Origin of the sequence: Streptomyces sp. 35G-GA-8 (assembly GCF_023534745.1) — a bacterium.
Classification (GTDB): Bacteria; Actinomycetota; Actinomycetes; order Streptomycetales; family Streptomycetaceae; genus Streptomyces.
Genome location: NZ_JAMHJQ010000009.1, coordinates 422,254 through 448,667, shown reverse-complemented (window position 1 = coordinate 448,667; position 26,414 = coordinate 422,254). Strand labels below are relative to the sequence as shown.

Annotated in this window: 19 protein-coding genes, 2 tRNA genes, 1 pseudogene and 1 riboswitch; of the genes and pseudogenes, 8 read left to right on the top strand and 14 right to left on the bottom strand. The window is 72.4% G+C overall.

Going from position 1 to position 26,414, the window contains the following annotated elements; all coding sequences use genetic code 11:
* A partial coding sequence (locus tag M1203_RS23150) for an NPCBM/NEW2 domain-containing protein (protein WP_249951674.1) occupies positions 1-926 on the top strand: 926 nt, incomplete at its 5' end.
* A gap of 107 nt (positions 927-1,033) precedes the next feature.
* Here M1203_RS23150 and M1203_RS23145 read toward each other — a convergent pair.
* From M1203_RS23145 to M1203_RS23135, 3 genes are all read right to left on the bottom strand, one after another.
* The gene (locus tag M1203_RS23145) at positions 1,034-2,059 is read right to left on the bottom strand and encodes an SGNH/GDSL hydrolase family protein (protein WP_249951673.1); all 1,026 of its coding nucleotides are present in this window, start codon (positions 2,057-2,059) and stop codon (positions 1,034-1,036) included.
* A 138-nt stretch (positions 2,060-2,197) separates the two neighbouring features.
* Positions 2,198-5,788: a BTAD domain-containing putative transcriptional regulator gene (locus tag M1203_RS23140; RefSeq protein WP_249951672.1), complete on the bottom strand. Its 3,591-nt coding sequence runs from the start codon at positions 5,786-5,788 to the stop codon at positions 2,198-2,200.
* A 249-nt stretch (positions 5,789-6,037) separates the two neighbouring features.
* Positions 6,038-8,146: an asparagine synthase-related protein gene (locus M1203_RS23135; protein ID WP_249951671.1), complete on the bottom strand. Its 2,109-nt coding sequence runs from the start codon at positions 8,144-8,146 to the stop codon at positions 6,038-6,040.
* A gap of 582 nt (positions 8,147-8,728) precedes the next feature.
* On the opposite strand from M1203_RS23135, the gene M1203_RS23130 reads away from it, so the two are divergent.
* From M1203_RS23130 to M1203_RS23115, 4 genes and pseudogenes are all read left to right on the top strand, one after another.
* The gene (locus M1203_RS23130; RefSeq protein WP_249951670.1) at positions 8,729-10,210 is read left to right on the top strand and encodes an MFS transporter; all 1,482 of its coding nucleotides are present in this window, start codon (positions 8,729-8,731) and stop codon (positions 10,208-10,210) included.
* 173 nt (positions 10,211-10,383) lie between these two features.
* Positions 10,384-11,607 carry an L-2-hydroxyglutarate oxidase gene (lhgO, locus tag M1203_RS23125; protein WP_249951669.1) on the top strand — a complete coding sequence of 408 codons (1,224 nt, stop codon included), beginning with the start codon at positions 10,384-10,386 and terminating at the stop codon, positions 11,605-11,607.
* 56 nt (positions 11,608-11,663) lie between these two features.
* Positions 11,664-12,410, top strand: a pseudogene (trmB, locus tag M1203_RS23120) (tRNA (guanosine(46)-N7)-methyltransferase TrmB); the annotation flags it as partial.
* Between the two features lie 195 nt (positions 12,411-12,605).
* On the top strand, positions 12,606-13,946 hold the full coding sequence (locus M1203_RS23115) for a PrsW family intramembrane metalloprotease (RefSeq protein ID WP_249951668.1): 1,341 nt from the start codon (positions 12,606-12,608) through the stop codon (positions 13,944-13,946).
* An 86-nt stretch (positions 13,947-14,032) separates the two neighbouring features.
* Here M1203_RS23115 and M1203_RS23110 read toward each other — a convergent pair whose 3' ends face one another.
* From M1203_RS23110 to M1203_RS23085, 6 genes are all read right to left on the bottom strand, one after another.
* Complete coding sequence (locus M1203_RS23110; RefSeq protein ID WP_249951667.1) at positions 14,033-14,977, bottom strand: aldo/keto reductase; 945 nt, start codon at positions 14,975-14,977, stop codon at positions 14,033-14,035.
* A gap of 111 nt (positions 14,978-15,088) precedes the next feature.
* Positions 15,089-16,114 carry a M23 family metallopeptidase gene (locus M1203_RS23105; RefSeq protein WP_249951666.1) on the bottom strand — a complete coding sequence of 342 codons (1,026 nt, stop codon included), beginning with the start codon at positions 16,112-16,114 and terminating at the stop codon, positions 15,089-15,091.
* Positions 16,115-16,125: 11 nt separating this feature from the next.
* Positions 16,126-16,279, bottom strand: a riboswitch (cyclic di-AMP (ydaO/yuaA leader).
* A 284-nt stretch (positions 16,280-16,563) separates the two neighbouring features.
* On the bottom strand, positions 16,564-17,790 hold the full coding sequence (locus M1203_RS23100; protein ID WP_249951707.1) for a PP2C family protein-serine/threonine phosphatase: 1,227 nt from the start codon (positions 17,788-17,790) through the stop codon (positions 16,564-16,566).
* Positions 17,791-17,985: 195 nt separating this feature from the next.
* Positions 17,986-18,732, bottom strand: a complete 747-nt coding sequence (locus tag M1203_RS23095; RefSeq protein ID WP_249951665.1) for a MerR family transcriptional regulator — start codon at positions 18,730-18,732, stop codon at positions 17,986-17,988.
* A gap of 115 nt (positions 18,733-18,847) precedes the next feature.
* Positions 18,848-18,921 (bottom strand) — tRNA-Met (locus M1203_RS23090).
* Positions 18,922-18,986: 65 nt separating this feature from the next.
* Positions 18,987-19,196, bottom strand: a complete 210-nt coding sequence (locus tag M1203_RS23085; RefSeq protein WP_249951664.1) for a hypothetical protein — start codon at positions 19,194-19,196, stop codon at positions 18,987-18,989.
* 83 nt (positions 19,197-19,279) lie between these two features.
* Between M1203_RS23085 and M1203_RS23080 the strand changes: the two genes are divergently transcribed.
* A complete protein-coding gene (locus tag M1203_RS23080; protein WP_249951706.1) occupies positions 19,280-19,963 on the top strand; it encodes an HAD family hydrolase in 684 nt (227 codons plus the stop codon).
* A 52-nt stretch (positions 19,964-20,015) separates the two neighbouring features.
* Here the strand turns inward: M1203_RS23080 and M1203_RS23075 are convergent, their stop codons facing one another.
* Both M1203_RS23075 and M1203_RS23070 read right to left on the bottom strand, forming a co-directional pair.
* Positions 20,016-20,228, bottom strand: a complete 213-nt coding sequence (locus M1203_RS23075; RefSeq protein ID WP_249951663.1) for a hypothetical protein — start codon at positions 20,226-20,228, stop codon at positions 20,016-20,018.
* A 117-nt stretch (positions 20,229-20,345) separates the two neighbouring features.
* Positions 20,346-21,395, bottom strand: a complete 1,050-nt coding sequence (locus tag M1203_RS23070; RefSeq protein ID WP_249951662.1) for a helix-turn-helix domain-containing protein — start codon at positions 21,393-21,395, stop codon at positions 20,346-20,348.
* 691 nt (positions 21,396-22,086) lie between these two features.
* On the opposite strand from M1203_RS23070, the gene M1203_RS23065 reads away from it, so the two are divergent.
* A complete protein-coding gene (locus M1203_RS23065; protein WP_249951661.1) occupies positions 22,087-22,275 on the top strand; it encodes a hypothetical protein in 189 nt (62 codons plus the stop codon).
* A gap of 145 nt (positions 22,276-22,420) precedes the next feature.
* Here M1203_RS23065 and M1203_RS23060 read toward each other — a convergent pair.
* From M1203_RS23060 to M1203_RS23050, 3 genes are all read right to left on the bottom strand, one after another.
* Positions 22,421-22,493: transfer RNA gene (locus tag M1203_RS23060), tRNA-Lys, on the bottom strand.
* A 298-nt stretch (positions 22,494-22,791) separates the two neighbouring features.
* Entirely contained in the window at positions 22,792-25,032 is a 2,241-nt protein-coding gene (locus M1203_RS23055; protein ID WP_249951660.1) for a DEAD/DEAH box helicase, read from the bottom strand.
* A gap of 204 nt (positions 25,033-25,236) precedes the next feature.
* Positions 25,237-25,872, bottom strand: coding sequence for a hypothetical protein (locus tag M1203_RS23050; protein ID WP_249951659.1), 636 nt, complete (start codon positions 25,870-25,872; stop codon positions 25,237-25,239).
* Between the two features lie 167 nt (positions 25,873-26,039).
* Here M1203_RS23050 and M1203_RS23045 point away from each other — a divergent pair, with 167 nt between their 5' ends.
* The gene (locus tag M1203_RS23045) at positions 26,040-26,390 is read left to right on the top strand and encodes a metallopeptidase family protein (protein ID WP_249951658.1); all 351 of its coding nucleotides are present in this window, start codon (positions 26,040-26,042) and stop codon (positions 26,388-26,390) included.
* The last annotated feature ends 24 nt before the right edge of the window (positions 26,391-26,414 follow it).

Here is a 26,414-nt window from a genome sequence, read left to right as displayed (position 1 = left end):
GGGCCGGTGCCGCCGCCGCGGCGACCGGTGGGGCGGGTGGCGCCGCCGCCGGAGCGTCCGGTGGGGCGGCGGGCGGAGCCGCCGGTGGGGCCGCCGGTGGGGCCGCCGCGTCCGAAGGGCTCGGCGCCCCGGTGAAGGCCGGCATCGGCGGGCTGGTGGCCGTCGCCGCGGCGGCCGGGATCGTCTTCGCCCTGGTGAACAACCCCGGGCCCGAGCAGCCGCCCAAGGCCAGGCCGCCGGTTGCGAAGCCCCTCGTACCGCAGCGGCCGGCCCCGTCGCCCGAGCCGCCGAAACCGGCCGCGCCCGAGCCGCCGGCGCCCAAACCCGGCACCACGCCCCCCAAGAAACCCGCCCCCTCGACGAAGCCCACGCCGTCGCGCACCCCCGCCCCGAAGCCCCCGTCCAAGCCCGGGCCCAGGCCCAAACCCAGGCCCAGCCCGCCCGCGTCGCCCGCGCCCAAGCCGCCCCCCAGCCCGAAGCCACCCCCGGCCCCGGCCGTCTTCCAGGTGAACAAGCTCGCGTACGGCGTCTTCGGCGACGGCTCCAAGCCGGAGGTACGGCTCGGCGCGAGCGACTGGCTCTGGCAGCGGTCGAACGTGTCGATCAACGGCACCCGCTACGGCCACGGCGTGACCATGCGCGCCGCCTCGTCGGTCACCATCGATCTCAACCGGAGCTGCTCCCGCTACGCGGCCCTGGTCGGGGTGGACGATCTCACGAGGGGACTCGGATCCGTGCGCTTCTCGCTGTACGGCGACGGGTCGCGGCTCTGGCGCTCGCCGGTGCTGAGCGGCGACGACGCGGCCGTACCCCTGGACGTTGGCATTTCCGGACGCAAGACCATCCGGCTGGTGGTCGAACCGCACACGCCGTTCGACGTGGTGGCACTCGCGGACTGGGCACAGTCCCGCATCAGCTGCCGCTGAACGGTCGGGTCATGCCCCACTACGTGAGCCGGCATAAGGACCGGCTGCCCGGGGTGTGTCCCCGGGCAGCCGGTCGGCGCCGTGAGCCTGCCGGGCCGCGTGCCCTTCTACCGGTTGAGGATCTGCTCGACCTTGCCGGCCACCTGCTTGGCCTGGATGTCGCGGCCCTTGTCATTGGGGTGCGCGTACCAGGGGAGCTTGGCGCCGAGATCGAGCTGGGAGTCCTCCAGCAGGCCGCCGACGCCCCGGTCGGCGCCGTTGCACGCCGTGTTGGCGCCGGTGTGGGCGTAGAGGTCGACGAAGTCGGCGCCGCCGTCGGCGTCAGCGACGACCTTCTTCGTGGCGTCGTTCAGCCGCTTCTGGATCTGGTCCAGGACCGGCAGGGCGTCCTGGGGAATGTCGGCGAACGGCAGCTTCGTCTGACCGGGCGCCGCGGTCAGGCACTTGGTGGTGTCCGCGGGCACGAGCCGGGGGTAGCCGACCAGGACGCGCTTCGCGTCGGGGGCGAAGTAGCCGATGCGGTCGAGCAGTTCCTCCAGTTCCCAACCGACCTGCTCGAACTGGCCGTCCAGCCAGTTCTTTCCGTCCCCGGTCTCGAAGAACTCGCCGCACTTGGAGGCGGGCTCGTCCCCGTCCACCGGCTCTCCCGGCAGCAGAGGGTGGCTCCGGAGCTCGTCGGAACACTGCTTCAGGATGCGGTTGAAGCCCAGCGTGTTGCCGCCCATGCTGCCCACGGCCAGCTGAGTGTCCTGCTTGAGCGCGTCCTGCTGCGGCGGGACCGTCAGGCCGGGCAGCAGCAGCTCCTGTTCCTGCCAGAAGTGGTGGACGAGTGCGCCTCCGCAGGAGACGTCCGCCTGGACGTCGAGCGTGATGCCCTTGTCCGCGAGGCGGCGGGTGGCCACGGTGGGGTAATTCTCCTTCGCCTGGAAGCAGAAGTCCCTCTTGCCGTCCTGGTTGAAGGGAGCGATGCCGAAGTTGGCGGTGTAGGAGTCGCCGAAGAAGACGGTCGGTACGGGGTCGGCGGGCGCCGCACCGGCGCTTCCCGCCGGCCCGGCGAGCGCCAGGCAGCTGCCCAGCGCGACGGCCGCGGCAGCCAGCCGCCGCGCCACCGGAGATTTCGTCGTCCTACGCATGGCCGAAGACATGGATGTGCCCTGTCGTCAAGGCCCACGAGAAGGGGCCGGTCACCTGGAACGTTTAGTGATCATTCATGCGCGCAGGGTGACGAGTCAAATGAGTGGTGCGGCATCCCGCGTTTCCGGTCAGCCCCTCTAGTCCCGCTCGTCGGGCCTCTCGCGTGGTGGTGCGACGGTCCGGGTCGGCAGCTCCAGCAGGTCGGCGATCTGGTCGGGGGTGAGAGGGCGGCCTGCCTCGTGCTCCGCCTCGTACTCCCGCTCGCCCAGCTCCGCGCGGGCGAGCGTCTCGATCCGCCGGGCCTCGGTCCACTCCGGCACCGAGCGCGGATAGCCGGCCCGCCAGGTGTTGGCGGCGGCCAGGATCCTGACGGCGCGGCGGGGGTCGCCGACGAGCAGCACCACCGGGGCCGCCATCTCGGCGAGCTGGGCGACGATGGGGTCCGTCAGCCGGCTCTCGCGCGCCGTACGCAGCACGGCCGCCAGCGAACGGGCGGCGGCCACCGGCCCCTTCGTCTCGTACGCGGCGATCCGCGCGTCCAGCGCGCTGGTCACCGCGGCGAAGTGCGGTGGCGGTGAGCCGCGTACGCTGCCGGACCTCGCCTCGTCCAGCAGCAGTCTGGCGCGGGAGGTCTCGCCCCGGTCCAGGGCGAAGACCGCCCGCATGAGGTGGACGAAAGCGCGGGCGTCCTGGACCTGATAGCGCTCGGCCTCTTCGGCGGCGCGGTCGAGCCTTCTCTCCGCGGCGTCCGTGTCACCGGCGCGGTACGACAGCTCGGCCAGGCGCGCGAGCAGGAAAGGCGCCTCGGCGTGCGCCCCCACCTCGCCGGCGAACCGCAGCGCTTCCTCGTACGCGTCGCGCGCCTCCTCGTACCGCCCGCGCGCCATGCCCGCCTCGCCGACGACGCTCGCCACCTGCGCGCGCATCCAGCGGTCACCGACGCGTCGGCTCAGCTCGCGCAACTCGGTCAGGTCCCGATCGACGCCGTGCGCTCCCCCGGGCATGTCGACGATCATGTGCGTACGGCCCATCAGCAGCACGCCCGTCTCCCAATCACCGCCGTGTGCACGGCAGTTGGCGATGGACGAGTCCATCAGGGCGTGGATGTCCAGCTTCTCGTCGTTCGCGTAGACGACCAGTACCCAGAGCAGCCCGGGAAAGCGGGCGGACTGCGGACCCGGTCTGCCGAAGGCCTCGCGGATCCGCAGGACGAGTTCCTGGAAGTGCGCGTCGGTCCTGATTCTCTCGGTCTGGCCGCTCTCACCGGCGAGAAAGACCCGTAGCACCTGGAGGTGCATCCGGGGCCAGTACCGGGGGTCGTCGGGGCCGGCCGGTTCGGGGCCGAGGCCGAGCGCGCACTCCGCCCAGGCCAGCCCCTCGGGGCGGTGGTTGCGCAGCCACCAGAACCAGCCCATGGCGAAGACCAGCCGCAGCGTCGTCTCCTCGTCGCGCGCGAGTACGGCGCGGTGGAGGGCGGCACGGATGTTGTCGAGGTCGACCTCCAGGCCCCGGATCCAAGGGAGTTGGTCCCTGGAGCGCAGTCGGGGCTCGGCCTCCTCGGCGAGGGCGGCGAAGTAGGCGGAGTGGGCGCGCTCGGCGGCGGACCGTACGGCCGGAGTCTCGGCGGCGCGTTCCGCCGCGTACTCGTGGATGGTCTCCAGGAGGTGGTAGCGCATCGCACCGCCGGGGCCGGGGCCGGGGACCGGAGTGGCGACGACGAGTGACTTGTCGACCAGCGCGCCCAGCAGATCGGGGACATGGGAGGCGTCGGCGGCGGCACCGGGGGACGCGCGACCGGAGGACCCGTGGGACGCGCCGCCCGCGGGGGCGGGCGAGGGGGTGCCGGGCACGTCTTCCGAGGGCGTGCCCGGCACATCGCCCGAGGGATCGGCCAGCACGTCGCCCGAGGGGTCGGCCGGCGCGCCGCCGCATACGCCCTCGGCCGCCGTCAGATCCCAGCCGCCCGCGAAGACGGACACCTCGCGCAGGACCCTACGCTCCCGCTCGTCCAGCAGGTCCCAGGACCAGTCGACAACGGCGCGCAGGGTCTGCTGGCGCGGCAGGACCGTCCGGCTCCCGCTGGTCAGCAGCCGAAAACGGTCATCGAGACGATCCGCGATCTGACGCGGCGTCAGCATCCGCAACCGCGCCGCCGCCAGCTCGATCGCCAACGGCAGACCGTCAAGACGACGGCAGATCTCCGCCACCGCCTCCGGATCCCCCGCCGGATCGAACCCCGGCCGCACCGCACCGGCACGCTCATCGAACAACCGGTGCGCCGGATCCGGAGGCAACGGCTCCACCGGCCGCACCGACTCACCCGGCACCCCCAACGGCTCCCGGCTCGTGGCGAGGATACGGAGGCCGGGACAGTGGACGAGCAGCGTCTCGGCCAGGGCGGCGGCGGCCCCGATCACATGCTCGCAGTTGTCGAGGACGAGGAGCGTGCCGCTGCGGGCGAGATGGTCGACGAGCCGGGCGGTCGGGTCGTCCCGGGCGGGCCGGCCGTCGCGGGCGGCGAGCTGGGTCTCGCGCAGCCCGAGCGCGCTCAGTACGGCACCGGGGACGGCCGAGGGGTGGTCCAGCGGGGCCAGCTCGACGAGCCAGGCGTTGCGGGGCGCGGCCTCCTCGGCGAGCCGGGTCTTGCCGGAGCCACCGGGTCCGGTGAGGGTGACCAGGCGGGAGCGGCGCAGATCGGCCCGGATGGCGTGGAGTTCGCTCTCGCGGCCGACGAAGGAGGTCAGACGGGGGCGCAGATTGCCGTGCGGCTCGTGGCTGTCCCCGGCGGGCGCCCCGGTCGTGGCCTCGCCGACGGAATCGGCACCGGGGTCGGAATCGGCACCGGCACCGGCACCGGCGTCGGCACCGCTGCCGATGTCGATGTCGAGCCGGAGAGCGGTGTCGGCCGTGGTCACAGGGGCCGCGTCGAACTCCCTCGGGGAAGAGGTACCGGTACCGTCACCGACCGCGGTCGCGGTCGCGGGCGCGGTCGCTCGGGCCGCGCCCGCTCCCGTGGCCGCCAGCAACTGCCTCTGCAACGAGGTCAGTTCGGGCCCGGGGTCGGCGCCGAGCCCGTCCGCGAGGACGCGGCGCGTGTCCTCGTACGCCGCGAGCGCGTCGGCCTGCCGGCCCTCCGCCCACAGGGCCCGGATGAGCTGCGCCCTGAAGGGCTCGTCGTACGGGTGGTCCGCGGCCAGTTCCCTCAGCTCCGGTACGAGCGTGGCCGTGGCGCCCCGGCGCAGATCGGCCTCTATGCGCTGCTGGAGGGCGGCCAGCCGCTGGGCCTCGGGCCGTACGCCGCGGTCCCGGTCGGGCAGATCGGCGAGGGCCGCGCCACGCCAGAGCGCGAGCGCCGCGCGCAGGGTACGGGCGGCGCTCCGCGGATCGCCCCCGTCGAGCTGGTCCGCCCCCTCGCGCGCGAGCCGCTCGAAGACGTACAGATCTATGTCGTCCACCACGGCCGCGAGCCGGTAGCCGCCGGGGACCGAATCGATCGCCTCTTTACCGAGGACGCGCCGGAGCCGCCCCACGAGCGCCTGGAGCGCGGCGGGCGCGTCCTGCGGCGGCTCGCCGCCCCACACCTCGTCCACCAGCTCCCCGACGGCGACGGGCCGGCCGGGGCGCAGCGCGAGCGCGGCGAGGAGCGCCCGCAGCCGGGGTCCGCCCAGCGGCAGGCTCCCGCCGTGTCCGTCACGCACCTCGGTGACGCCAAGGATGAGATACCGCACCCGGCCCATTGTGGGGGCAGGGTCTGACAACGACCGTCTGGTTTTCCCGGAGCGCCGCCGCCTTGGTAGAGCGGAGCGCCCCACTCCGCCCTACCGCGCGATCTCCGCCCTACCGCGCGATCTCCGCCTTACCGCGCGATCTCCGCTCTACCGCGCGGCCTCCGCTCTACCGCGCGGTGTCGGCTCCTCCGGCGCGGCCCCAGCTCCTCCGGCCAGGCCTCGGCTCTCCTCGCTCGGCGCCGACCGGCCCTACTGGTGCAGCGTCGGCCGCGGGGCCACGCCGCCCGCCACCGCCCGCTGGCGCGGCGCCGCCGTGCCCGTCCAGCAGGTGCCGCGCCGGGCGAGCAGCCGCCGCAGCCACAGCTCCGTGGAGACCAGGTCCGCGATCCCGTCCAGAGGCACCGGCTCGCCCTCGGCCGCCGCGCGCAGCGCCTTGCGTACGACGCGGGCCTCCACCAGGCCCGCGTCGGCGAGCAGCGGCGCGTCGAAGAGGTCGATCAGCTCGCCGACGGCCGCCCGCAGGCCCACGCGCGTCGCGGCGGCGGCGCCGTCCCGGGACGTGGCGCCCCAGCCCGGCGGCAGCTCGTGGATACCGGCCCCGGCGAGGACCGTACGGAGCACATCCGCGCGGGCGCCCGGCTGCACCCGCAGCGCCTCGGGCAGATCACGGCAGGCCCGTACCACCTGGTTGTCGAGGAACGGCGCGTGCAGCCGCTGGCTGCGGATCTCCGCGGCCTGTTCGAAGACACGGTGGTCGGCGGCGTGGCGGGCGAGCGCGGCGCGGGCGCGTGCCTCGCCGGGGCGCTGTACGGAGGTGGGCCGGGTCGACGCCGACATCAGGCGAACCGATACTTCGGCGAGCGCCTCCCCCGTCAGCCAGCGCGCGGCGGGGCCGGGCCGGGACCAGGTGAGGGCCGCCAGCGACGCCCCGAGCGGACTGATCGCGGCGGCGGTCAGCACCCCCCTGTTGGCCTCGGGGAGCCGGGCGGCGGCCTCTTCGAGACCGGTGCGGTACGGCGTACGCGCCAGCCGGCGGGCCGCCCGGTAGACGGTCAGCGGGATGAACAGCGAGGCGGGCGACGGGCCCTCGGCCTTGGCGAGCGCGCTGACCGGGTGCAGGAGATGGCGTCTGCGCCGGTCGAGCAGCAGATCGGCCAGGCGCGCCGGATGCGCGTCGAGCACCTCGCGGGCACCGGCGCCGGTGAAGTGGTCGGCGCTGCCCGCGGCCAGCCTGCGCCGGTGCCGCTCGGCGGTGACGAGGGACGGCCCGGGTTCGTCGGTGAGCGGGCCCTCCAACTCGGCGTACGGCAGGGCCTCTTCACCGCCCGGGACGACGACGTGGTGGAGCCGCGGGTTGGCGGCGATGGCGCGGGCCCGCTCCAGCTCGGCCTCGTCGCGGGCGCCGGTGGACAGATCGTTGAAGGTGACGGCGAGCAGCCGCTCCCCCGCGCCGGTGCCGTGCCCCAGGATCGTGCCCGGCGCCCCGGGCAGCCCGGCGGCGAGCAGCGCGAGAGTGCCGGAGGCGCTGCCGCCCGACAGATCGGCGCCGATGCCGGGCACGGGCCCGCCCCGGGCGGCACGCCGGTCGGCGGGCCCCATGCCGGGGACAGGACCCGGGTCGGGCGGCAGGGTCTCGGGGGCGTGGCGCGGCGCGAGCAGCCTGGCGCGTACGGCTTCGATGAGCGCGTCCCGTACGCCCTCGACGGCCCGGTCCGGATCACGCTGGGGTCCCGCGACGGCGAGGGAGGCGACCGGCTCGTATCCGGTGATCTCGCGCGAGCCCTCGCGCAGGACGAGCGCGTGTCCCGGCGGAATGCGTTTGACGCCGTCGTACGGGGTCGTGTCGCGCAGCGCCTCCGGGGTCTCGGGGCAGGCGAGGAGCGCGGCCAGATGCCCGATGTCGAGCTGCGCCTCGATGAGATCGGCGAGCGGCAGGGCGGCGGTGGCGTAGGCCGTGCCGTTCGCCCACGGCGTGTAGAAGACGGGCCGGGCCCCGGCCAGATCGCCTGCGACGGTGATGCGGCGGCCGATCTGGGCGACGGCGGTGTAACTGCCCGGCCAGGCGGTGAGATGGCGCAGGGCGCCGCCGCGCGCCGCGAACAGCCCGACCCGTAGCTCCTCGTCGGTGGCGCCGCAGCAGCCGAGCACGGCGAGCCGGGTGAAGGGATCGACCGTGACGACCCTGATCTCGTCCGGCCGCCAGTCGCCCACCGCCCACAGCGGATCCGGGTCGCCCCACAGGAGCTGGGATCCGACGGGATGCACGCTGCCGCCCTCGGAGCCGTCACCGACCGGACCGACGGCCCCTGCCGTACCGAAACGCGCGGCGATACTGCTCCATCCCACCAACCAGCGCATCGCCGCCTCCACAGCCTGTGGACAAGTCCAGACCAAGCTGGAAACGCTTGAGCTGAAGCCGTTCGGGAACATGCTGCCATGACAACAGCGCACAGGAGGGCCTACGGAAGCGCGGGTGGGAATGCGAATGCGCCCCTGGCAATGGCCATTTGGCGGAGATGTGGCCTTCCGCGGACAGACAGCATTCAGCCAATCTCCGGGCCCGGCGCGTCAGTTCAGCACCGGTATACGTTCAGTCCGGGAGGCGTGTCCCGCCTCCCGGACTGATCCACCGCCCGCGGGGATTGGGGCGGCGGGATCCCCCAGCCCACTGGTTCCAGTACGCAGTGGGCCGACCCACGCAGGTCTCATGGAAGCGCTCCCGCTCCACCGTGGCCAAGAGCGCACGGCCGGGCGCGCGCTGCACAGCCGGAGCACGGCGCGCCGCTCGGGGACCTGCGGCGCGATCACCGCACGGACAACAATCCCGCCATCCGGAACTCCGCCCCTTAACGGTCGGGATGTGGCGAACTACGCTGGGTTTACGAATGCCGCGCGCCTATGCCGCGAAGCGGCGGGCGTCTGTGTGCCGAGGGGTGACGCATGTCCAGGGAGCTACGCGGGCCGAACGAAAAGCTCGGAACCGTTCTCGCCCTCGCGGGAATCAGCAACGCCGGCCTGGCCCGGCGGGTCAACGACCTCGGGGCGCAACGTGGTCTGACACTCCGCTACGACAAGACCTCCGTGGCGCGCTGGGTGTCGAAGGGCATGGTCCCGCAGGGTGCGGCGCCGCATCTCATCGCCGCCGCCATCGGAGCGAAGCTGGGACGTCCCGTCCCACTCCATGAGATCGGTCTCGCGGACGCGGATCCGGCCCCCGAGGTCGGGCTCGCCTTCCCGCGCGATGTGGGCGAGGCGGTGCGCGCGGCGACGGAGCTGTACCGGCTGGACCTCGCGGGCCGCCGGGCGGGCAGCGGCGGCATATGGCAGTCGCTGGCCGGATCCTTCGCAGTGAGCGCTTACGCCACACCCGCTTCCCGGTGGCTGATAACCCCCGCCGACTCCTCGGTCGCCCGGGACGCGGCGGTCGCGGAGGCGGCGCAGGGAGCGCATGGCGGGAGCGGGGGGGCCGTCGATGCCTCCGGACCGGGTGGCGAGGTCACGCCACTGCGCGTGGGCCACAGCGATGTGGCCAAGCTGCGGGAGGCGGCCTCGGACGCCCGGCGCTGGGACTCCAAGTACGGCGGCGGGGACTGGCGTTCCTCGATGGTGCCCGAGTGTCTGCGGGTCGACGCGGCGCCGCTGCTCCTCGGCGCGTACAGCGACGAGGTGGGCAGGGGACTGTTCGGCGCCACCGCCGAGCTGACCAGGCTGGCCGGCTGGATGGCCTTCGACACCGGCCAGCAGGAGGCCGCGCAGCGCTACTACATCCAGGCGCTGCGGCTGGCCCGCGCCGCCGCCGACGTACCGCTCGGCGGCTATGTGCTGGCCTCCATGTCGCTCCAGGCGACCTACCGCGGTTTCGCGGACGAGGGCGTGGATCTCGCCCAGGCGGCGCTGGAGCGCAATCGCGGTCTGGCCACCGCCCGCACGATGAGCTTCTTCCGGCTGGTGGAGGCGCGCGCGCACGCGAAGGCGGGCGACGCGGTGGCGGCCGGGGCCGCGCTGAAGGCGGCCGAGGGCTGGCTGGAGCGCTCGCGGGAGGGCGACGCCGACCCGTCCTGGCTGGGTTTCTACTCGTACGACCGGTTCGCGGCCGACGCCGCCGAGTGCTACCGCGATCTGAAGGCGCCGCGCCAGGTACGGCAGTTCACGGAGCAGGCGCTGTCCCGGCCGACGGAGGAGTTCGTACGCTCGCACGGACTGCGCCTGGTGGTGAGCGCCGTGGCCGAGCTGGAGTCGGGCAATCTGGACGCGGCCTGCGCGGCGGGTACGCGGGCCGTGGAGGTGGCGGGCCGGATCTCCTCCGCGCGTACGACGGAGTACGTACGGGATCTGCTGCACCGCCTGGAGCCGTACGGGGACGAGCCGCGGGTGGTGGAGCTGCGGGAGCGCGCGCGGCCCCTGCTGGTGGCGCCCGCCTGATCCAGCGGCCTGCTCCCGGCGACACCTCGGGGCCATGTCCATGACGTCCCCGCACCCGGCCGGAACCTGTCCGCGAGGCATGGCGCACATGTCCACCGGTCAACGGTTCGAGCGCGGTGGTTTAAGCACGTCGTCCGCGGGCCAGTGCACTATCGGGGTGGGAGGTGGCGCGCATGAGCGGACGCGGACGCATGGGTTTCGACTGCGAGGTGCTGGTGATCGGCGGCGGGATCGTCGGTCTCTCGACGGCGTACGCGATCACGCGCGCCGCTCCGGGCACCAGGGTCGTGGTGCTGGAGAAGGAGCCGGGCCCCGCCCGCCACCAGACGGGCCACAACAGCGGGGTGATCCACAGCGGCGTCTACTACCGCCCCGGCTCGCTCAAGGCGCGGTACGCGGTGCGCGGCTCCGCCGAGATGGTCAAGTTCTGCGCGGAGTACGGCATCGCGCACGAGGTCACGGGCAAGCTGATCGTCGCCACGCGGCGCGACGAACTGCCCCGGCTGCACGCCCTGGTCCAGCGCGGCAGGGAGAACGGCATTCCGGTGCGCGAGCTGGGCCCGGCGCAGATCACCGAGTACGAGCCCCAGGTGCGCGGCCTCGCGGCGATCCAGGTCGGTACGACCGGGGTGTGCGACTTCGTGGCGGTCGCCGAGCAGCTCGCCGAGTCGGCGGAGGCGACCGGCGCGTCCGTACGGTACGGATCCGAGGTCACGGTCATCGACCGGCGCCCCTGGGGCGTCGCGGTCCGTACGGCCGCCGGCGCGGTGGTCAGGGCGCGGGCCCTGGTGAACTGCGCGGGGCTCCAGTGCGACCAGGTGGCGCTGCTGGCGGGCGACGAACCGGGCATGCGGATCGTGCCGTTCCGGGGTGAGTACTACGAGCTGGCCAGGCCGGATCTGGTGCGGGGGCTGGTCTATCCGGTGCCCGACCCGGCGTTCCCGTTCCTCGGCGTCCATCTGACGCGCTCCATCGACGGCGGTGTCCATGTCGGGCCGAACGCGGTCCCGGCGCTGGCCCGCGAGGGCTACACCTGGTCGGACGTGCGCCCCGGCGAGCTGGCGTCCACCCTCAGCTGGCCAGGCGCGTGGCGCACGGCCCGTAAGCACTGGCGGTACGGCGCCGGTGAGCTGCACCGTTCGCTCTCCAAGCGCGCCTTCGCGACGGCCGTACGGCGGCTGCTCCCGGCGGTCACCGACGCGGACCTGCGCCCGGCGGCGGCCGGGGTACGGGCCCAGGCGGTGCTGCGGGACGGCACGCTGGCCGATGACTTCCTGATCCGGCAGACCCCGCGCACGGTGCATGTCCTGAACGCGCCGTCCCCGGCGGCGACGGCCGCGCTGCCCATCGGCCGGGAGGTCGCGCGGCGGGCGCTGGCCGTGCTGGCGGAGGACTGAGCCTCGGGGTCCCGGTCCTCCGTAGAATCGGAGGCACTGTGAGCGAGACGAACGAGATGGCCGAGAGCCGCACCATGAGCCGGATGTTTCCCGAGGGCACGGGCCCCGCGGCCGACCCCGCCGGGTCCCACTTCGAGCGGCGCATCCGAAGCTTCCAGCCACGCCGGAGCCGGGTCACCACCGGCCAGGCCGAGGCGCTGCGGCGGATGTGGGCCGACTGGGGCATGGACATCGACGGGCAGCGGGTGCTCGACCCGGACGAGATGTTCGGCGGGCTTCCGGTCGTCCTGGAGATCGGCTTCGGGATGGGCGAGGCCACGGCGCGCATGGCCGCGGACGACCCGGGCACCGGCATCCTCGCCGTCGATGTGCACACTCCGGGCCAGGGAAATCTGCTCCGGCTCGCGGAGGAGAACGGGCTGACCAACATCCGGGTGGCCAACGGCGACGCGATCATCCTGCTCAGGGAGATGCTGCCGGCCGAGTCGCTCGCCGGGCTGCGGATCTACTTCCCCGACCCCTGGCCCAAGAAGCGGCACCACAAGCGGCGGCTGATCCAGCGCGAGTTCCTCACGCTGGCCGCGGGCCGGCTGAAGCCGGGCGCCGTGCTGCACTGCGCGACCGACTGGGAGCCCTACGCCGAGCAGATGCTGGCGGAGCTGACCGCCCACCCCGGCTTCGAGAACACCCAGCGGGACGGCGGTTACGCGCCACGGCCGGCCTTCCGTCCGCTGACCCGGTTCGAGGGGCAGGGGCTCGACAAGGGCCATGTGGTGCATGACCTGCTGTTCCGCCGCGCACCGGAGTTCCGGGCGACGGAACACCACGAAGCGGAACGCCACGGAACCGAACACCACGAAGCGGAACACCACGGAGCAGAACGCCACGGAGCGGAACGCCAAGCCCCTGAGCGCCCTTCGGTAACGGGACCCGCGTAACACGAGGCCGTGGTCCGGGCACCATCGCCAGGTGTCAGTGCCCCTCGTTAGGGTCGTCGAGTGTCAGAACCGTCCCCGCAGCCACCCGGTCCACGTCCGGCGATCCCCGACTACGAGCGTCAGCAGCGGCTCGGTGAGCTGTGGGCCGCCGTGCCGGAGCCCGCCCGCAGGCGCTACCGGCCGAGCCGCGCCTTCTGGCGCCGCCGCGCGGTGCGGGTGGGCGCCGTGATCACGGTGCTCGCCCTCTGCGCGCTGGTGATCCTCGCGCTCGTCCGGGACGAGACCGGCACGGAGGGCTTTCTGGTGGGACTCGGGCTGGCCGTCCTGCCCGTACCGCTGCTCATCACGGCCTTCCGCTGGCTGGACCGGGTCGAGCCGGGGCCCTGGCCGAATCAGCTCTTCGCCCTGGCGTGGGGCGCCTTCGCCGCCGCCCTTGTCGCGATCATCGCGAACTCGTTCGCGACCGAATGGATAGCCACCGCCACCGCCGACCCGGCGGGCGCGGAATCCCTCGGTGCCACGGTGATAGCCCCCGTCGTGGAGGAGAGCGCCAAGGCCGCGGCGATTCTGCTGATCTTCCTCTTCCGCCGGAGGGCCTTCACCGGGCTCGTCGACGGCGTCGTGATCGCGGGGTTCAGCGCCACCGGCTTCGCCTTCACCGAGAACATCCTCTATCTGGGCAGCGCCTTCGGCGAGGACCAGGACCTGGGCAACTCCGGTCTGGCCTCCGTCACGGCCGCGACCTTCTTCGTACGGGTCGTCATGTCGCCGTTCGCCCATCCGCTCTTCACCGTGCTCACCGGCATCGGTTTCGGACTGGCGGCGATGGCGGCGCGCAGGCAGCGGATCCGCCGGTTCGCGCTCCCTCTGCTCGGTCTGGCCCTGGCGATGGGCCTGCACGCGCTGTGGAACGGATCGGGGCCGCTCTTCGGCCCGTACGGCTTCTATGTGGTGTACGGGGTGTTCATGGTCCCGGTCTTCGCGCTGCTGACCTGGCTGGTGATCTGGAGCCGCCAGCGCGAGCTGCGCACGGTCGGGTCCGAGCTGCCCGCGTACGCCGCCGCCGGCTGGCTGACCCCGGCCGCGCCCCTCGCGCTCTCCTCCATGCGGGCGCGCACGATGGCGCGTGACTTCGCCCGGCGTACGTACGGCCCGCCGGCGGCCAGATCGGTACGGGAGTACGAGGCGTTCGCGACGTCCCTGGCGTTTCTGCGCCACCGGGCCCACCGCGGCGCGGTGGGCCCGGACTTCATCGAGCGCGAGCAGGAGCTGCTGCACCATCTGTGGCAACGCAGGGAGATAGCCGGGCCCGCGCTGACCTACGCGGCGCGGGCCACGGGCCGGGTACGGGTACCGCCGCCGTACGTCGACTACGACGGCTACAACCCCTACCGCCAATGACGAGCCGGTCCGACGAGGGCTTCGGGCAGCGGCTTCGGACGGCGGCTTCGGGCGGCGGCTTCAGTGAGAGGCTTCAGTGAGAGGCTTCAGGCGGACGCCGCCGTGAGCTTCGCCAGCTCCTCCGCCGTCAGTTCGAGGTCGACCGCCGCCAGCAGCGCGGGCAGCTGCTCGGTCGAACGCGCGGACGCGAGCGGCGCGACCACGGTCGGCTGAGCCGCCAGCCAGGCCAGCGCGACGGTCGCGATCTCGGCGTCCCGTGCCCCGGCGATCCGGTCCAGCGCGGCCAGGACCCTGGCGCCCCGCTCGGACTCCAGATATTCGGCCGCCTTGCCGGCCCGAGGGCTGTCGACCGTGGCCCCCGGACGGTACTTGCCGGTGAGAAAGCCCGAGGCCAGCGCGGCATACGGGACGACCGACAGACCGTGACGCAGCACGGTGTCCAGAAGCTCGCCCTCGTACGTGTCGCGGGAGACGAGGTTGTAGTGCGGCTGAAGCGCCACATAGCGGGCCAGCCCCTCGCGCTCGGAGAAGACGAGCGAGGCGGCCAGCCGCTCCGCGCCGATGTTGGAGGCGCCGAGCGCGCGGACCTTGCCGGCCTTCACCAACTGGTCGAGAGCGGTGATGATCTCCTCGACCGGGACCTCGGGGTCGTCGAAGTGCGTGTAGTAGAGATCGATGTACTCCGTACGGAGCCGGCGCAGCGACTCCTCGACCCCGGCCTTGATGGTGGCCGCTTTGAGCCCCTTGTACCGCGGGTGCGCGCCGACCTTGGTCGCGATCAGGATGTCGGAGCGATTGCCGCGCGAGGCCAGCCAGTTGCCGATGACGGTCTCGGACTCACCGCCCTGGTGGCCGGGTGCCCACGACGAGTACATGTCGGCGGTGTCGATAAAGTTCCCGCCCGCGGCGGCGTACGCGTCGAGGACGGCGAAGGAGGCCGTCTCGTCCGCGGTCCAGCCGAAGACATTGCCGCCGAGGGCGAGCGGGAAGACGTGCAGATCGGAGGAGCCCAGTGGGCGCAGAGCGGTCATAGGTGGATGCAATCCCCCAATGGGGACGCCCTATTCCGCTCCGCGCCCTCGTGTGGGCCGCATGGGGGAATACCCGGGGGAATACCGAGCAGGAGTGCCTACGGGGCAGGTCTACGGGTTGAGGCCCTTGCCGCGCAGCCAGCTCATCGGGTCCAGACCCGCGCCGCCCGCCGTGTGGACTTCGAGGTGCAGATGGGCGCCGGTCACATTGCCGGTCGCGCCGACCCTGCCGATGACCTCGCCGGTGGTGACCTTCTGCCCGGCGCTGACGGAGATCGAGGACTGGTGGGCGTACCAGATCTCCGTGCCGTCATCGAGCTCCAGGACCGTGCGGTATCCGTACGAGCCCGACCAGCCGGCCGACGTGATCGTGCCGCTGTGCACGGCCTTGAGCGGGGTGCCCGTCGGCGCGGCGAAGTCCAGGCCGGTGTGCTGGCCGGAGGACCACAGGGAGCCGGCCTGACCATAGGTCGAGGTGATCGTGTACGAGGAGGTGGGGATCGCGTAGCTGGCGGCCAGCTTGGCCAGCCGCTCCTTCTCCGCCTTGGCCCTGGCCTCCGCCTCGGCCTTCTTCTTCGCCTCTTCGATCTTCTTCTCGGCGTCGGTCTGCTGCTTCTTGGCCTCGGCCGCGGCCTGCTCGGCCGCCGCCGACTCCGCGGCGGCCTTCCGCGCCGCGTCGGCCCCGGTCTGCTGCGCCTCGGCCTGCTGGAGGATACGGGCGCGCAGCGCCTCTCCCGCGTCGGTGGCGCCCTGTTCGGTCTCGGCGGTCGTGAGCCCGGCGGTGGTGAGCGGGGCGGCGAGTACCTGGGACTCGGAGTCGTCCGAGGCGAGCGAGCCCATTCCCGGCAGCGACGCGGCGTCCGGGAGCTTGTCCGTGATCGCGTCGGGCAGGGATATGGAGACCGCGGGCTTGTCCTGCGCGGTGGCGATGCCGCCCGCGCCGACGGCGGCGATGACGCCGACGCCGAGGACCGTGGAGCTACGGGCCAGTCCGCGCTGCTTGGCGACGCGGTGCCGGCCGCGTACCGGCCGTATGGACTCCTCGGTGGGATTCCATTCCCCCCACGCCCTGTCCGGCTCGCTGCCGAAGGAGTGGGTTTCGAAGACGGCTTCGGGGGCAGGCTTGTTGGACGCCACTGAGGCGTGCTCCTTTCCTTCCTTCTCGCCTACCGGGTTAGCTGACGGGTTCGGAGCAGGAAGGTCTCCTACGGGCGCTCCTGCCGCACAGGGCAGCAAAAGACACCCGATTCACCCCAATTGGTGGTTCCCCGGTTCCCTCGCGGGATTCGGCGCGTGCGCACGGTGCCATCTCTTACGACGGCTGGGACGACCGCGCTGCGTTATCGAACGTTAATAGAGACCCGGCCCTTATTCCAAGCTGTTCCGGGTGATCGTTAACGACTTCGCATCGGACGTACCGGGACGTAAGGGAATCTAATCGGGCGAGTTGACGGCCCGTCAGGGGGGCCTACATTTCTGACGGTGTGTCAAATGTTATGCGGAGGGATACCCCTCGATTACATACAGTGGCAGAGGCGCCTCGCCGGGCGATCCGGGCAACGGCCTCGACGGCGGGCGCGGCCGTCTCACGGCACCAAGGGCATGGTCCTGCGCCGCTCCGGCTCGCCCTCCGAGGGCCGGCTGACCGCCAGCAGCGCCATGTCGTCCTGGCTCCCGCCGCCCGTGTGCCGCCGTACGTCGTCGATGAGCGCCTGAAGTATCTCGTCGGGCCCTTGGAAGACCCGTCCGTCGAGCCGTTCGCGCGGGACGTAGAAGACCCCATGGGCATCGCGCGCCTCGGTGAGCCCGTCCGTGTAGAAGAGCAGCGTCGCGCCCTCCGGATACCCGGCCTGGTCCGCCCGGTCCGGCCACGCGCCCAGTTCGCTCATCCCGAGCGGCAGCGCGTGGTCGCTCGGGGCGAGCATCCGTACCTGACCGTCGCGGCACATCAGCAGCGGCTCGGGGTGGCCCCGGTTGAGCAGCCGCACCACACCCTCCTCGTGCGGGATCTCGGCGAGAACGGCCGTGGTGAACCCCTCGAAGACATCGAGCCCGTCCCGTCGCGTCCCCTCGCGCCTGAGCGCGCGCTCCAGCCGCTGCGCGACCCCCTCCAGCGAACTCTCCTGCTCGGCGGCCTCCCGGAACGACCCGATGACCACCGCCACCGCTTCGACCGCGTCAAGGCCCTTCCCCCGTACGTCCCCGACCACCAGGCGCACCCCGTACGGCGTGTCCTGTACGGCGAAGAGGTCCCCGCCGATGAACGCGCCCTCCTGCGCCGCCTCGTACCGCGCGGCGATCCGCAGCCCCCCGATCCGCTCGGCCGGTCTGGGCAGCACCGCGCGCTGGGCGGTCTCGGCGATGATGCGGGCGGAGGCCAGCCGCTCGCCGCTGCGCCGTACGACACCGTTGATGTACAGCGCGAGCAGGGAGACGACCAGCACGGTCAGCACCTCGCTGATCGACTCCACCTGGAACTGGGTGTCCGCGTGGATATGCAGCACCACCTCGGCGCCCAGCGAGGCGGCGGCGATGGCGAGCGTGCCGGCCAGCGGGTAGAACGGGGCGGCGAACAGCGGAGCGGCGGCGAACAGGGGTGAGGCGGTGACCCGCGTCGGGGTCACCAGGTCGAAGATCACCGCAGCGATGATCACCAGCACGGGCAGTGCCCGCGCCAGTCTGCGTCCGGTACCGCCGCGTCCGCCCGGATACCGGCCGCCGCCGCGGACATTGTCGCCCGCCGCCCAGAAACCCCTTCCGTCAGCAGCCCAGAGCCCGGCGTCCTCGGCCGCCCGCCGGCCCCTGCCGCCGATGCTCTTTCCGAGCTTCCTCAGTCTCCACACCAGTGGTCTCCTGCCCGGTCCGCCGACTGCTGCGGACGGTGCCGCGCTCCACCCAGGCTGGCCGCTGCCCTCCCGGGCGGCGAATCGCCGTCGGCCGAGTGGGCTACGACGAGCCGACCCGCCGACCCCGCCGGTGCTTGGCGCACCCGGGGCCGACGGAACGGATCAGTCGGTCAGGTGGCGCTCGGCGTACACCTTCATGGCGTCCCGCACGAGCACAGCCGTACCTTCACCGTACTGGTCATAGGTGGCCGCGAAGCGCGCGTCATCGACATACATCGCCGTCACGCCGATGACATACGACCTGGTGGGCTCGACCGTGACGGACAGCCATTCGCAGTGACGCCGGGCGACGGCCCCTGCCTCCTCGCTGTCCGCGGCGAGGCCCGCCGCGGCCAGGCGCCCCCAGTCCCTGGCGATGTCCTCGTGCCGGCCCTTGAAGTCCTGCCGCTCCTCCTCGCTCAGCGACCGCCACCAGCGGTCGCCCTTTTCGTAGGCGTCCCGGCCCCACCGCTGGGTCACCTCCTCCTCGTACCGTGTGTGATCGAAGCCGTCGAGTACGTCCTCGGCCATGAGTTCCTCTCCCGTCGTCGTCTTGTGGAGAGTGGTCCGCACCGAGGCGATCAGCCGCCCGATGCGCTCCCGTTCCCGCTCCAGCAGGATCAGATGGCCGCGCAGGGCGGCGGCCGTGTCCTGCCGGCCGTCGAGGACGCGCGCGATCTCGGGCAGCCCGAGCCCCAGCTCCCGCAGCAGCAGAATCCGCTGGAGCCGGACCAGGGCGTCCTGTCCGTAGTAGCGATAGCCATTGCTGCCCGTACGGCTGGGCTCAAGCAGCCCCAGCTCGCCGTAGTGCCTGAGCGTGCGGCTCGTCGTGCCCGCTTTCTTCGCGATTTCCTGGATCGACCACTCCATGACTTTCACGGTAGAACTTGACGTTGCGTAAAGGTCAAGCACGGAAGCCGAAGGCGCGGGCGGGCATGACGAAGGCCCGGATTCACCAGGAATCCGGGCCTTCGTTCTCTTCCAGTAGCGGGGACAGGATTTGAACCTGCGACCTCTGGGTTATGAGCCCAGCGAGCTACCGAGCTGCTCCACCCCGCGCCGTTGAACGCAACTCTACGCCATCCGGAGCAAGATCATCACCACTCGGCGCACAACGAGCGGGCCTAGGCCGCCTCGACGACATCCGCGCGGACGGCGACGGCCCACTCCACCAGAAGTCGCTGGTAGCGCTCCTGCTCGGCGGGCGGCAGCGCGCCACCGGCGCGGGCCCACAGGGCACGGATCTCCGCGTTGACGACAGCGGCGGACCTGACAGCGCGTAACGAGTCGCCGTCACCGGAAGCGGGGGAAGGAGTGGACGAGGAAGCGAACATAGGAGCAAGGCTACGGCCAGCCACTGACAATCGGCAGAGCGTGTCCCCTCTGGCCCCTGTCCGGCCCTAGGGTTACACCGGTGATTGAAACCATCGTGTTCGACGTCGGCGAGACCCTCGTCCGCGACGACCGCTACTGGGCGTCCTGGGCCGACTGGCTGGGCATTCCCCGACACACCGTCTCCGCGCTCGTCGGCGCCGCCACCGTCCAGAACCGCGACAACGCCGACGCCCTCCGCCTCATCAAACCCGGCATGGATGTCGGCGAGGCGTACCGCGCCAGGGAGGCCGCCGGCCGCGGCGACCATCTCGACGAGTCCGATCTCTATCCCGATGTACGGCCCGCCCTGGCGAGCATCCGGGCACTCGGCCTCCGCGTCGTCCTCGCGGGCAACCAGACCGTCAAGACCGGGGAGCTGCTGCGCGGCCTCGATCTGCCCGTCGATCTCATCGCCACCTCGGGCGAGTGGGGCGTCGAGAAGCCGTCGCCGGAGTTCTTCGCGCGCGTCGTCGAGGTGTCCGGGACCACGCCCGACAGGACGGTGTACGTGGGCGATCATCCCGCGTACGACCTGTTCCCCGCCAGGGAGGCGGGTCTGCGCGCCGTCCATCTGCGGCGCGGGCCGTGGGGCTATCTGTGGGCGGACGACCCGGAGGTGATCGAGGCGGCGGACTGGCGGATCGACAATCTGACACAGCTCGCCGCGATCGCGGCGGAGCAGAGGGAGCCTGCCGACCAGGCGGAACGGGCGGACGAACAGCGCTGACCGGGTCGACGGGGCGAGGTGCCCGGGGAGCGTGGCAGCGCACCACGCGGGCTCACACCACGCTGTACTCGTGCGCGGGGCCGCCCTGCCACTCCACCCAGGCCGGGTCGTCCAGCAGCTCCCAGGCGTCCGGCAGCCCCGCCAGACGCAGGAATTCGATCAGATGGTCGTCGGAGTGGGCGAGCCCCATGATCCGCCCACGGACCGTGACCCGCCGCCCGCCTGTCCCTGACGCCCGGTGGACGACGATCGGTGCATCACTCATAGGCCCAAGAGTGCGTCGATCTCGCCCTGTGCGCAGCCTCTGGGACCCGGATCTTTTCACCACGGGCGGACGACGAAGGCTACGGGACGAAGACTACGGAGGGATATGCCCGCCCGCTCACGCCTCGGCGAGCCGAATCGCGTACCGAATTCCCTGCAGTTCCCTTCTCGCGCGCGCCGAGAGTTCCCGGTCGTCGAGCAGCGCCGGGAGACATTCGCTGAGCGCGCTCCCCGCCGGGCCGCCGGGCCGCAGCAGATTCGGCCGGGCCGCCAGCAGCGCCCACAGGGTGTGGACATTGAGGTCGAAGAACCCGTGACGCGGCGACAGTCCTCCGACGAGGTGGTGCATCAGCCTGTCGCCCGGCCAGCTGCCCGGGGTACGGGCGGCGATGAAGTCGTCGGACAGCTGGATGTGCGGTGCCTCGCCGATCCAGTACGCCCAGTAGTTCAGATTGGCGGCCTCGCCCGCGTCGTCGTCGACGAGGGTGCTGTCGATGAAGTGGCGCATCCGGTCCCGGTCGCCCTGCCGGGCGGCGACGGCCGCCACCGAGCGGGAGTTGAGCCAGGCCGACAGCCAGTCGTCGGGCCGTTCGATGCGCTGCTGGCGGGCCAGCCAGCCGGGGGTGTCGGGCCGGTCGTCATAGCCGGCCAGATACAGGGCCTGGCGCCGCAGCAGGAAGCTCTCCGACCCCCGGGCCCGCTCGGCGGTGCGCCGCATCTCCGAGAAGAAGCGGCGACGGTCCGCGGCCCCCAACTCGGGCCCCTGGGGCACCGGCCCCCGCCGGGTACGCGGCGGCTCGGGCAGCGCGCTCAGATACGTGGGAGCGACCCCGTTCAGAGGCCAGGCGAGCACCTCGACCAGATCCCGCCGCATCACGCACGCGCCCAGCGGATTGGCCTCGTACGAGAATCCGCCGTCCAGCGCGCCGGCGAGCAGGACGTCCGCCTCCATGGCGCGCTCCAGGGACAGCAGCAGCGCGGGGACGGTACCCAGCCGCATCAGCCGGTGGCTGTACACGAACAACTGCCCAACCGGTACGGCGGTCAGCGCCCGCCGCCCCGACTCCCACCCGGCGACGGTGTCGGCCGACACCCGGAACTTCTCGGCCAGGGCCTCCTGGGTGAGCCCCAGTTGCTCACGGATGATCCGGAACACATAACCGGACACGATCCCCGCACGTGCCCTCGGCGCTCTCGCCCGACTGCCGGTCAGGGTGAACCGCGGAACGTTCGGCACGGGGCCCCCAATCGCACACGGACCACGGCCGGCTACCCGTACCCGTGGTCACTTCAGGCGGTGATCTCCGCTCCCTACTGTCATGAACCCAGTAACGGACGGGCAACTCAGCGTAGTAGGAGAGGCGTCATGCCGATTGCCGTACCGCCGCCCGCACCCGGTCGGCACGGCGCGGAAGCCACACCTACGGATGACGCGGCAACCCGGACGACGACGGACGGACACGAAGTGGAAGCGGCCCAGTGACACCGAAGGTGCCCGCCTACACGGCGCCGGCGTGCCGCATCGAGGAGCACGCGGAATGCCACGGCCCGGGCGAGACCCGGCTCCCCTGGCAGTCGCGCACAGGACCCGCGATCGAAACGCTCCGCTGCGACTGCCCCTGCCACGGCACCCCCCAACGCCACTTGCACGCGGCGCCGGCCCCCTCGACGCCGGAAGCGGCCCGAATCCCGGTGGCAGATCCTGACGCGCTTGTCATCCGCCCCTCTTTTGTCATGTGAGTTCCTGCCCTCGCGGGTTCTCGCGGCAGCCACCCCTTGGATACACCCCTCGCGCATGGCACGCTGACGTTCCGTCAGCTTCCCGTAAGCGCGTTCGAAGCGCTGTCGAAAGGACTGCTATGCCCAGGGCCCGCCGCCTCGCGGTTGCCTCTCTGCTCGCGCTCGCCGCCGCCATCGCCCCCGCCGCCGCCACGACGGCCGATGACGCGCCCCAGGTTGTGGCCGCTACCACGGACGCCGGTTGGGGCAGCACCCCGACGACCACCCCGGACGCCGCCGGCACCCAGGACGACACCTTCTGCTGCTGAGGAGACCGCCGACCGGGCGCTCGGGGCGCCAACTGGACGACGAAGCCCCCCTTACCGCTGTTCGCGGCAGGGGGGCTCTGTACGAGTCGACCCGGGCGGGGCACTTCACAGCAGGTCGGACAAGGGATCCTCCGCCTGCCGACGGTAGGCCGTGTGGGACTCGAACCCACAACCAACGGATTAAAAGTCCGCTGCTCTGCCAATTGAGCTAACGGCCCTCGGCACAACACACACGAGCATAGCCCGCCCTCGGCCCTGCGCCGATCGGGTATCCCGTCGTGGGTATGTCGCGCGTCGGCGCGGGTGTCTGCGCGGTTCGTGGGGGAGGTGTCCGGCAGGGTGGCCGGAGGCGGTCTTCGTGGGCCCTGGGTGGACGGGATATGTCCGTAACCTCGGAGCCGCGGAGCCGCGGAGGCCGCAGGCCCCCTCGGACGCGGCCAGGGCCCGTGCGCCACCTCGGGGGTGGGGCACGGGCCCTGGTCGTGCGTCAGGCCGGACGATCAGCCGTTGCGAAGGTCAGCCGTTGCGCTTCCAGCGCGGCTTGTCGTCGCGGCGGCCGAAGGAGCCGGTGCCGGTGCCCGTCGTGCCGCCCCGGTGGTCGTCACGGCGGGTGGAGGGGCGGTCGTGGCCGCCGGAGCGGAAGCCGCTCGACGGGCGGTCGTCGCGGCGGTCGCGGTTGAACGGGCGGTCGCTGCCACGGTGGTCACGGCGCTCGAAGGAGCGGCCACCGCGGTCGTCACGGCGCTCGCCGCCACGGTCGTTACGGTCGTCACGACGGTCGCGGTTGAAGCCACCGCGCTCGGCACCACGGTCGTCACGGCGCTGGAACCCGCCGCGGTCACCGCCACGGTCGTCACGGCGGTCACGGTTGAACCCGCCCCGCTCGCCGCCACGGTCGTCACGGCGGTCGTCACGGCGCTGGAAGCCACCGCGGTCACCGCCTCGGTCGTCCCTGCGCTCGTCCCGGCGGAAGCCACCGCGGTCGTCGCGGCGCTGGAACCCGCCACGGTCACCACCGCGCTCCGCGCCGCGCTCGGCAGCACGGTCGTCGCGCGGCGTGTAGCCCCGCGCGCCGCCCCGGCCGCTGCGCTCGCCGCGGTCGTCGCGGCGACCGAAGTTGCCCCGGTCGTCCCTGCGCTCCTCGCGCTGCGCCGGTACGGCGGCCGCGGCGGCAGCCGCTGCCTCCTCGACCGCGCGCTCGGCCTCGGCGGCCACCTCGGCCACCGCCGCCTCCGGGTCGTCGCCCCGCTCGCGCGCCGCACGGGCGACCAGGCGCTCGGCCTCCTCGCGCAGTTCGGCGGCGCGGCGCTGGACCCGCTCCAGCTGCTTGGCCAGCTCGGCGGCCTCGCGCTCGGCCTGCTTGGCCGCGTTGTTCGCCGAGTCCGCCTGGACCTCGGTGAGCGAACGGGCACCCGTGATCTCGGCGACCTCCGGGTCGAACGCACCGGCTCCACCGACCATGTGGCGCGAGGCGTCCACGCCCGCGTCCTCCATCAGCCGGAAGATCTGGCGGCGCTGGTGCGGCAGCGCCAGCGAGACGACGACACCGGACTTGCCGGCCCGCGCCGTACGGCCCGAGCGGTGCAGATAGTCCTTGTGGTCCCCGGCCGGGTCCACGTTCAGCACGAGGTCGATGCCGTCCACGTGGATACCGCGCGCGGCGACATCGGTGGCGACCAGCGCGTTGACGTAACCGTCCTTGAAGTCGGCCAGCGTCCGGGTCCGCGCGCCCTGCGTCATACCGCCGTGCAGCGCGTCGGCCTTCACACCGGAGTCGCGCAGCTGCTCGGCGATACGGTCGGCGCCCAGCTGCGTCCGTACGAAGATGATCGTGCGGCCCTTGCGCGCGGCGATCGCCGCGGTGACCGGGGCCTTGTCCTTCGGCTTCACGACGAGCACGTGGTGCGTCATGGTCGTGACATTGCCCTGGGCGCTGTCGACCTCGTGGCTGACCGGGTTGGACAGGTAGCGCTTGACCAGCGTGCTGATCTCGTTCTCCATCGTGGCGGAGAAGAGCATGCGCTGACCGCCCGCGGGCACCAGGTCGAGCAGCTCGGTGACCTCGGGCAGGAAGCCCAGGTCCGACATCTGGTCGGCCTCGTCGAGGATCGCGATCTGGACCTGCTCAAGCGAGCAGGCACCGCGGTTGATGATGTCGCGCAGCCGGCCCGGGGTGGCGACGAGGATGTCGACCCCGCGCTCCAGCGCGTAGATCTGGTTGCCCATCGACGTACCGCCGCAGACGACCTTCATCTTCAGGCCGAGCACATCGCCGTACGGCTGGAGGGCGTCCGCGACCTGCATCGCCAGCTCGCGGGTCGGGGTGAGGATGACACCGCGGGGCTTCTTCTTCTCGGTGTGGCCGCCGGCGAGCGTGGCCAGCAGCGGCAGACCGAAGGAGAGGGTCTTGCCGGAGCCGGTACGGCCTCGGCCCAGGATGTCCTTGCCCGCCAGCGCGTCCGGGATGGTCGCGGCCTGGATCGGGAAGGGTGCGGTGACACCGTTCTGGCCGAGCTTGCGGACGATGCCGTCCGGGAGGCCCAGATCGCCGAAGCTGAGCCCGGGGGCCTCGTCGGCGCCTGACGCCTCGTCGGCCTCGAAGGTCTCGTCAATCCCGGTGGCCTCGGGGGCCTCGGTGGCCGTCTCGGGGGCCACGACGGCCTCCGCGCTCTCGACGATCTCGGCGGTCACGTCGGCGACCGTCTCGGGGGACTCGTTCTCGGGCATGACGGCGTGGTCAGTACTGGAAATGGACATGCGAAATGCGAAACCTTCCGGAGTCTCGGCACGCGCCCAAACTCCGTGATTCGCAAATCGACCGCCTCAATGCGGTCAGCCACGGCAAGGGAGAGTACGCGCCACGCGGCGCTCTTCTGTGTCGGCGCCGGGCAATGATCAAACGATCTACTACCATACGCACCCTCCCCCCTCTTAGGCAAACCGCCTCCGCCGCGACCTCGCTCACACCGGCCCGAGCTGCGGCGACGCCGCCGGCTCCTTCCGCATCCCCGTCCCGTCGCCGGGCGACCTCGCGCCCGCACGGACATCCGCCGCCGGGGACGCGGACGGCTGCTCCGGTGGCTCCGGCTCCGGCTCGGGCTGCGGTTCCGGGTCCGGGGGCTCAGGCGGCGGGGAGGCGGGCGGCGCCGTGCGCGTGGGCTCCTTGGGCGGTACGGGCCCGCCGCCCGGCGGCACCGGCTTCCCGGGCGTCGGACGCGTGCCCTTCGAGGGCTCGGGCGAGGGTGTGACGGCGGAACTGGCACTCGGCGAAGCGCCGTTGCCCCCCGTATCACCCCTGTCGTCCGTTCCCTTGTCCTCGCCCTTCCCGTCCCGGTCCTCCTCCCCCTCGTCGTCCGCGCCGCCCGGCTCCGGGTCGCCGCTCTCCGTACGGCCCTGCCAGGCGTAGGGCTCACCGGCCCCGGCGCCCTCGCCCGTGACGCCGTCGGGCTGGGCCGCGGCGCCCCTGCCCTCCGCCGACCGCGAGGGCGCCGGCTTCCCTTCGTCCTCACCGACGCTCATGCAGCCTGTGGAGGCCGCGACCGCCAGTGACGTGACGATCCAGACGGCGAATCGGCCTGGGGCGGACAACTGGCGCACGAGTGGCACCTCCGGGGGCGCGGAACGGGTCTCCCCGCCGACGGCGGGGGAAGGCTTTCACTGTTCAACTCCCTTTTCCCCGCCGGGGACACGCCCGGCGCACATCCCGCACCCGCGCGTCCGGAAGGCGGGGGCCGTTCCGCCGGACTCTGCTGGACAATGGCGATGTGCTGGAGATGACACGCGAGACCTTCGAAGAGCTGGTGAGCCAGGCCCTTGATCAGATCCCACCGGAGCTGACCAAAGTCATGGACAACGTCGCCGTCTTCGTCGAGGACGAACCCGACGCGTCCGACCCCGAGCTGCTGGGGCTCTACGAGGGGACTCCGCTCACGGACCGCGGCGAGTGGTACGCCGGGGTGCTGCCCGACCGCATCTCCATCTACATGGGGCCGACCCTGCGCTACTGCGAGACCCCCGAGGAGGTGGTGCACGAGGTCTCCGTGACCGTCGTCCATGAGATCGCCCACCACTTCGGCATCGCGGACGACCGGCTGCACGAGCTGGGCTGGGGCTGAGCCCCGCCCACCACTCCCGTGCTC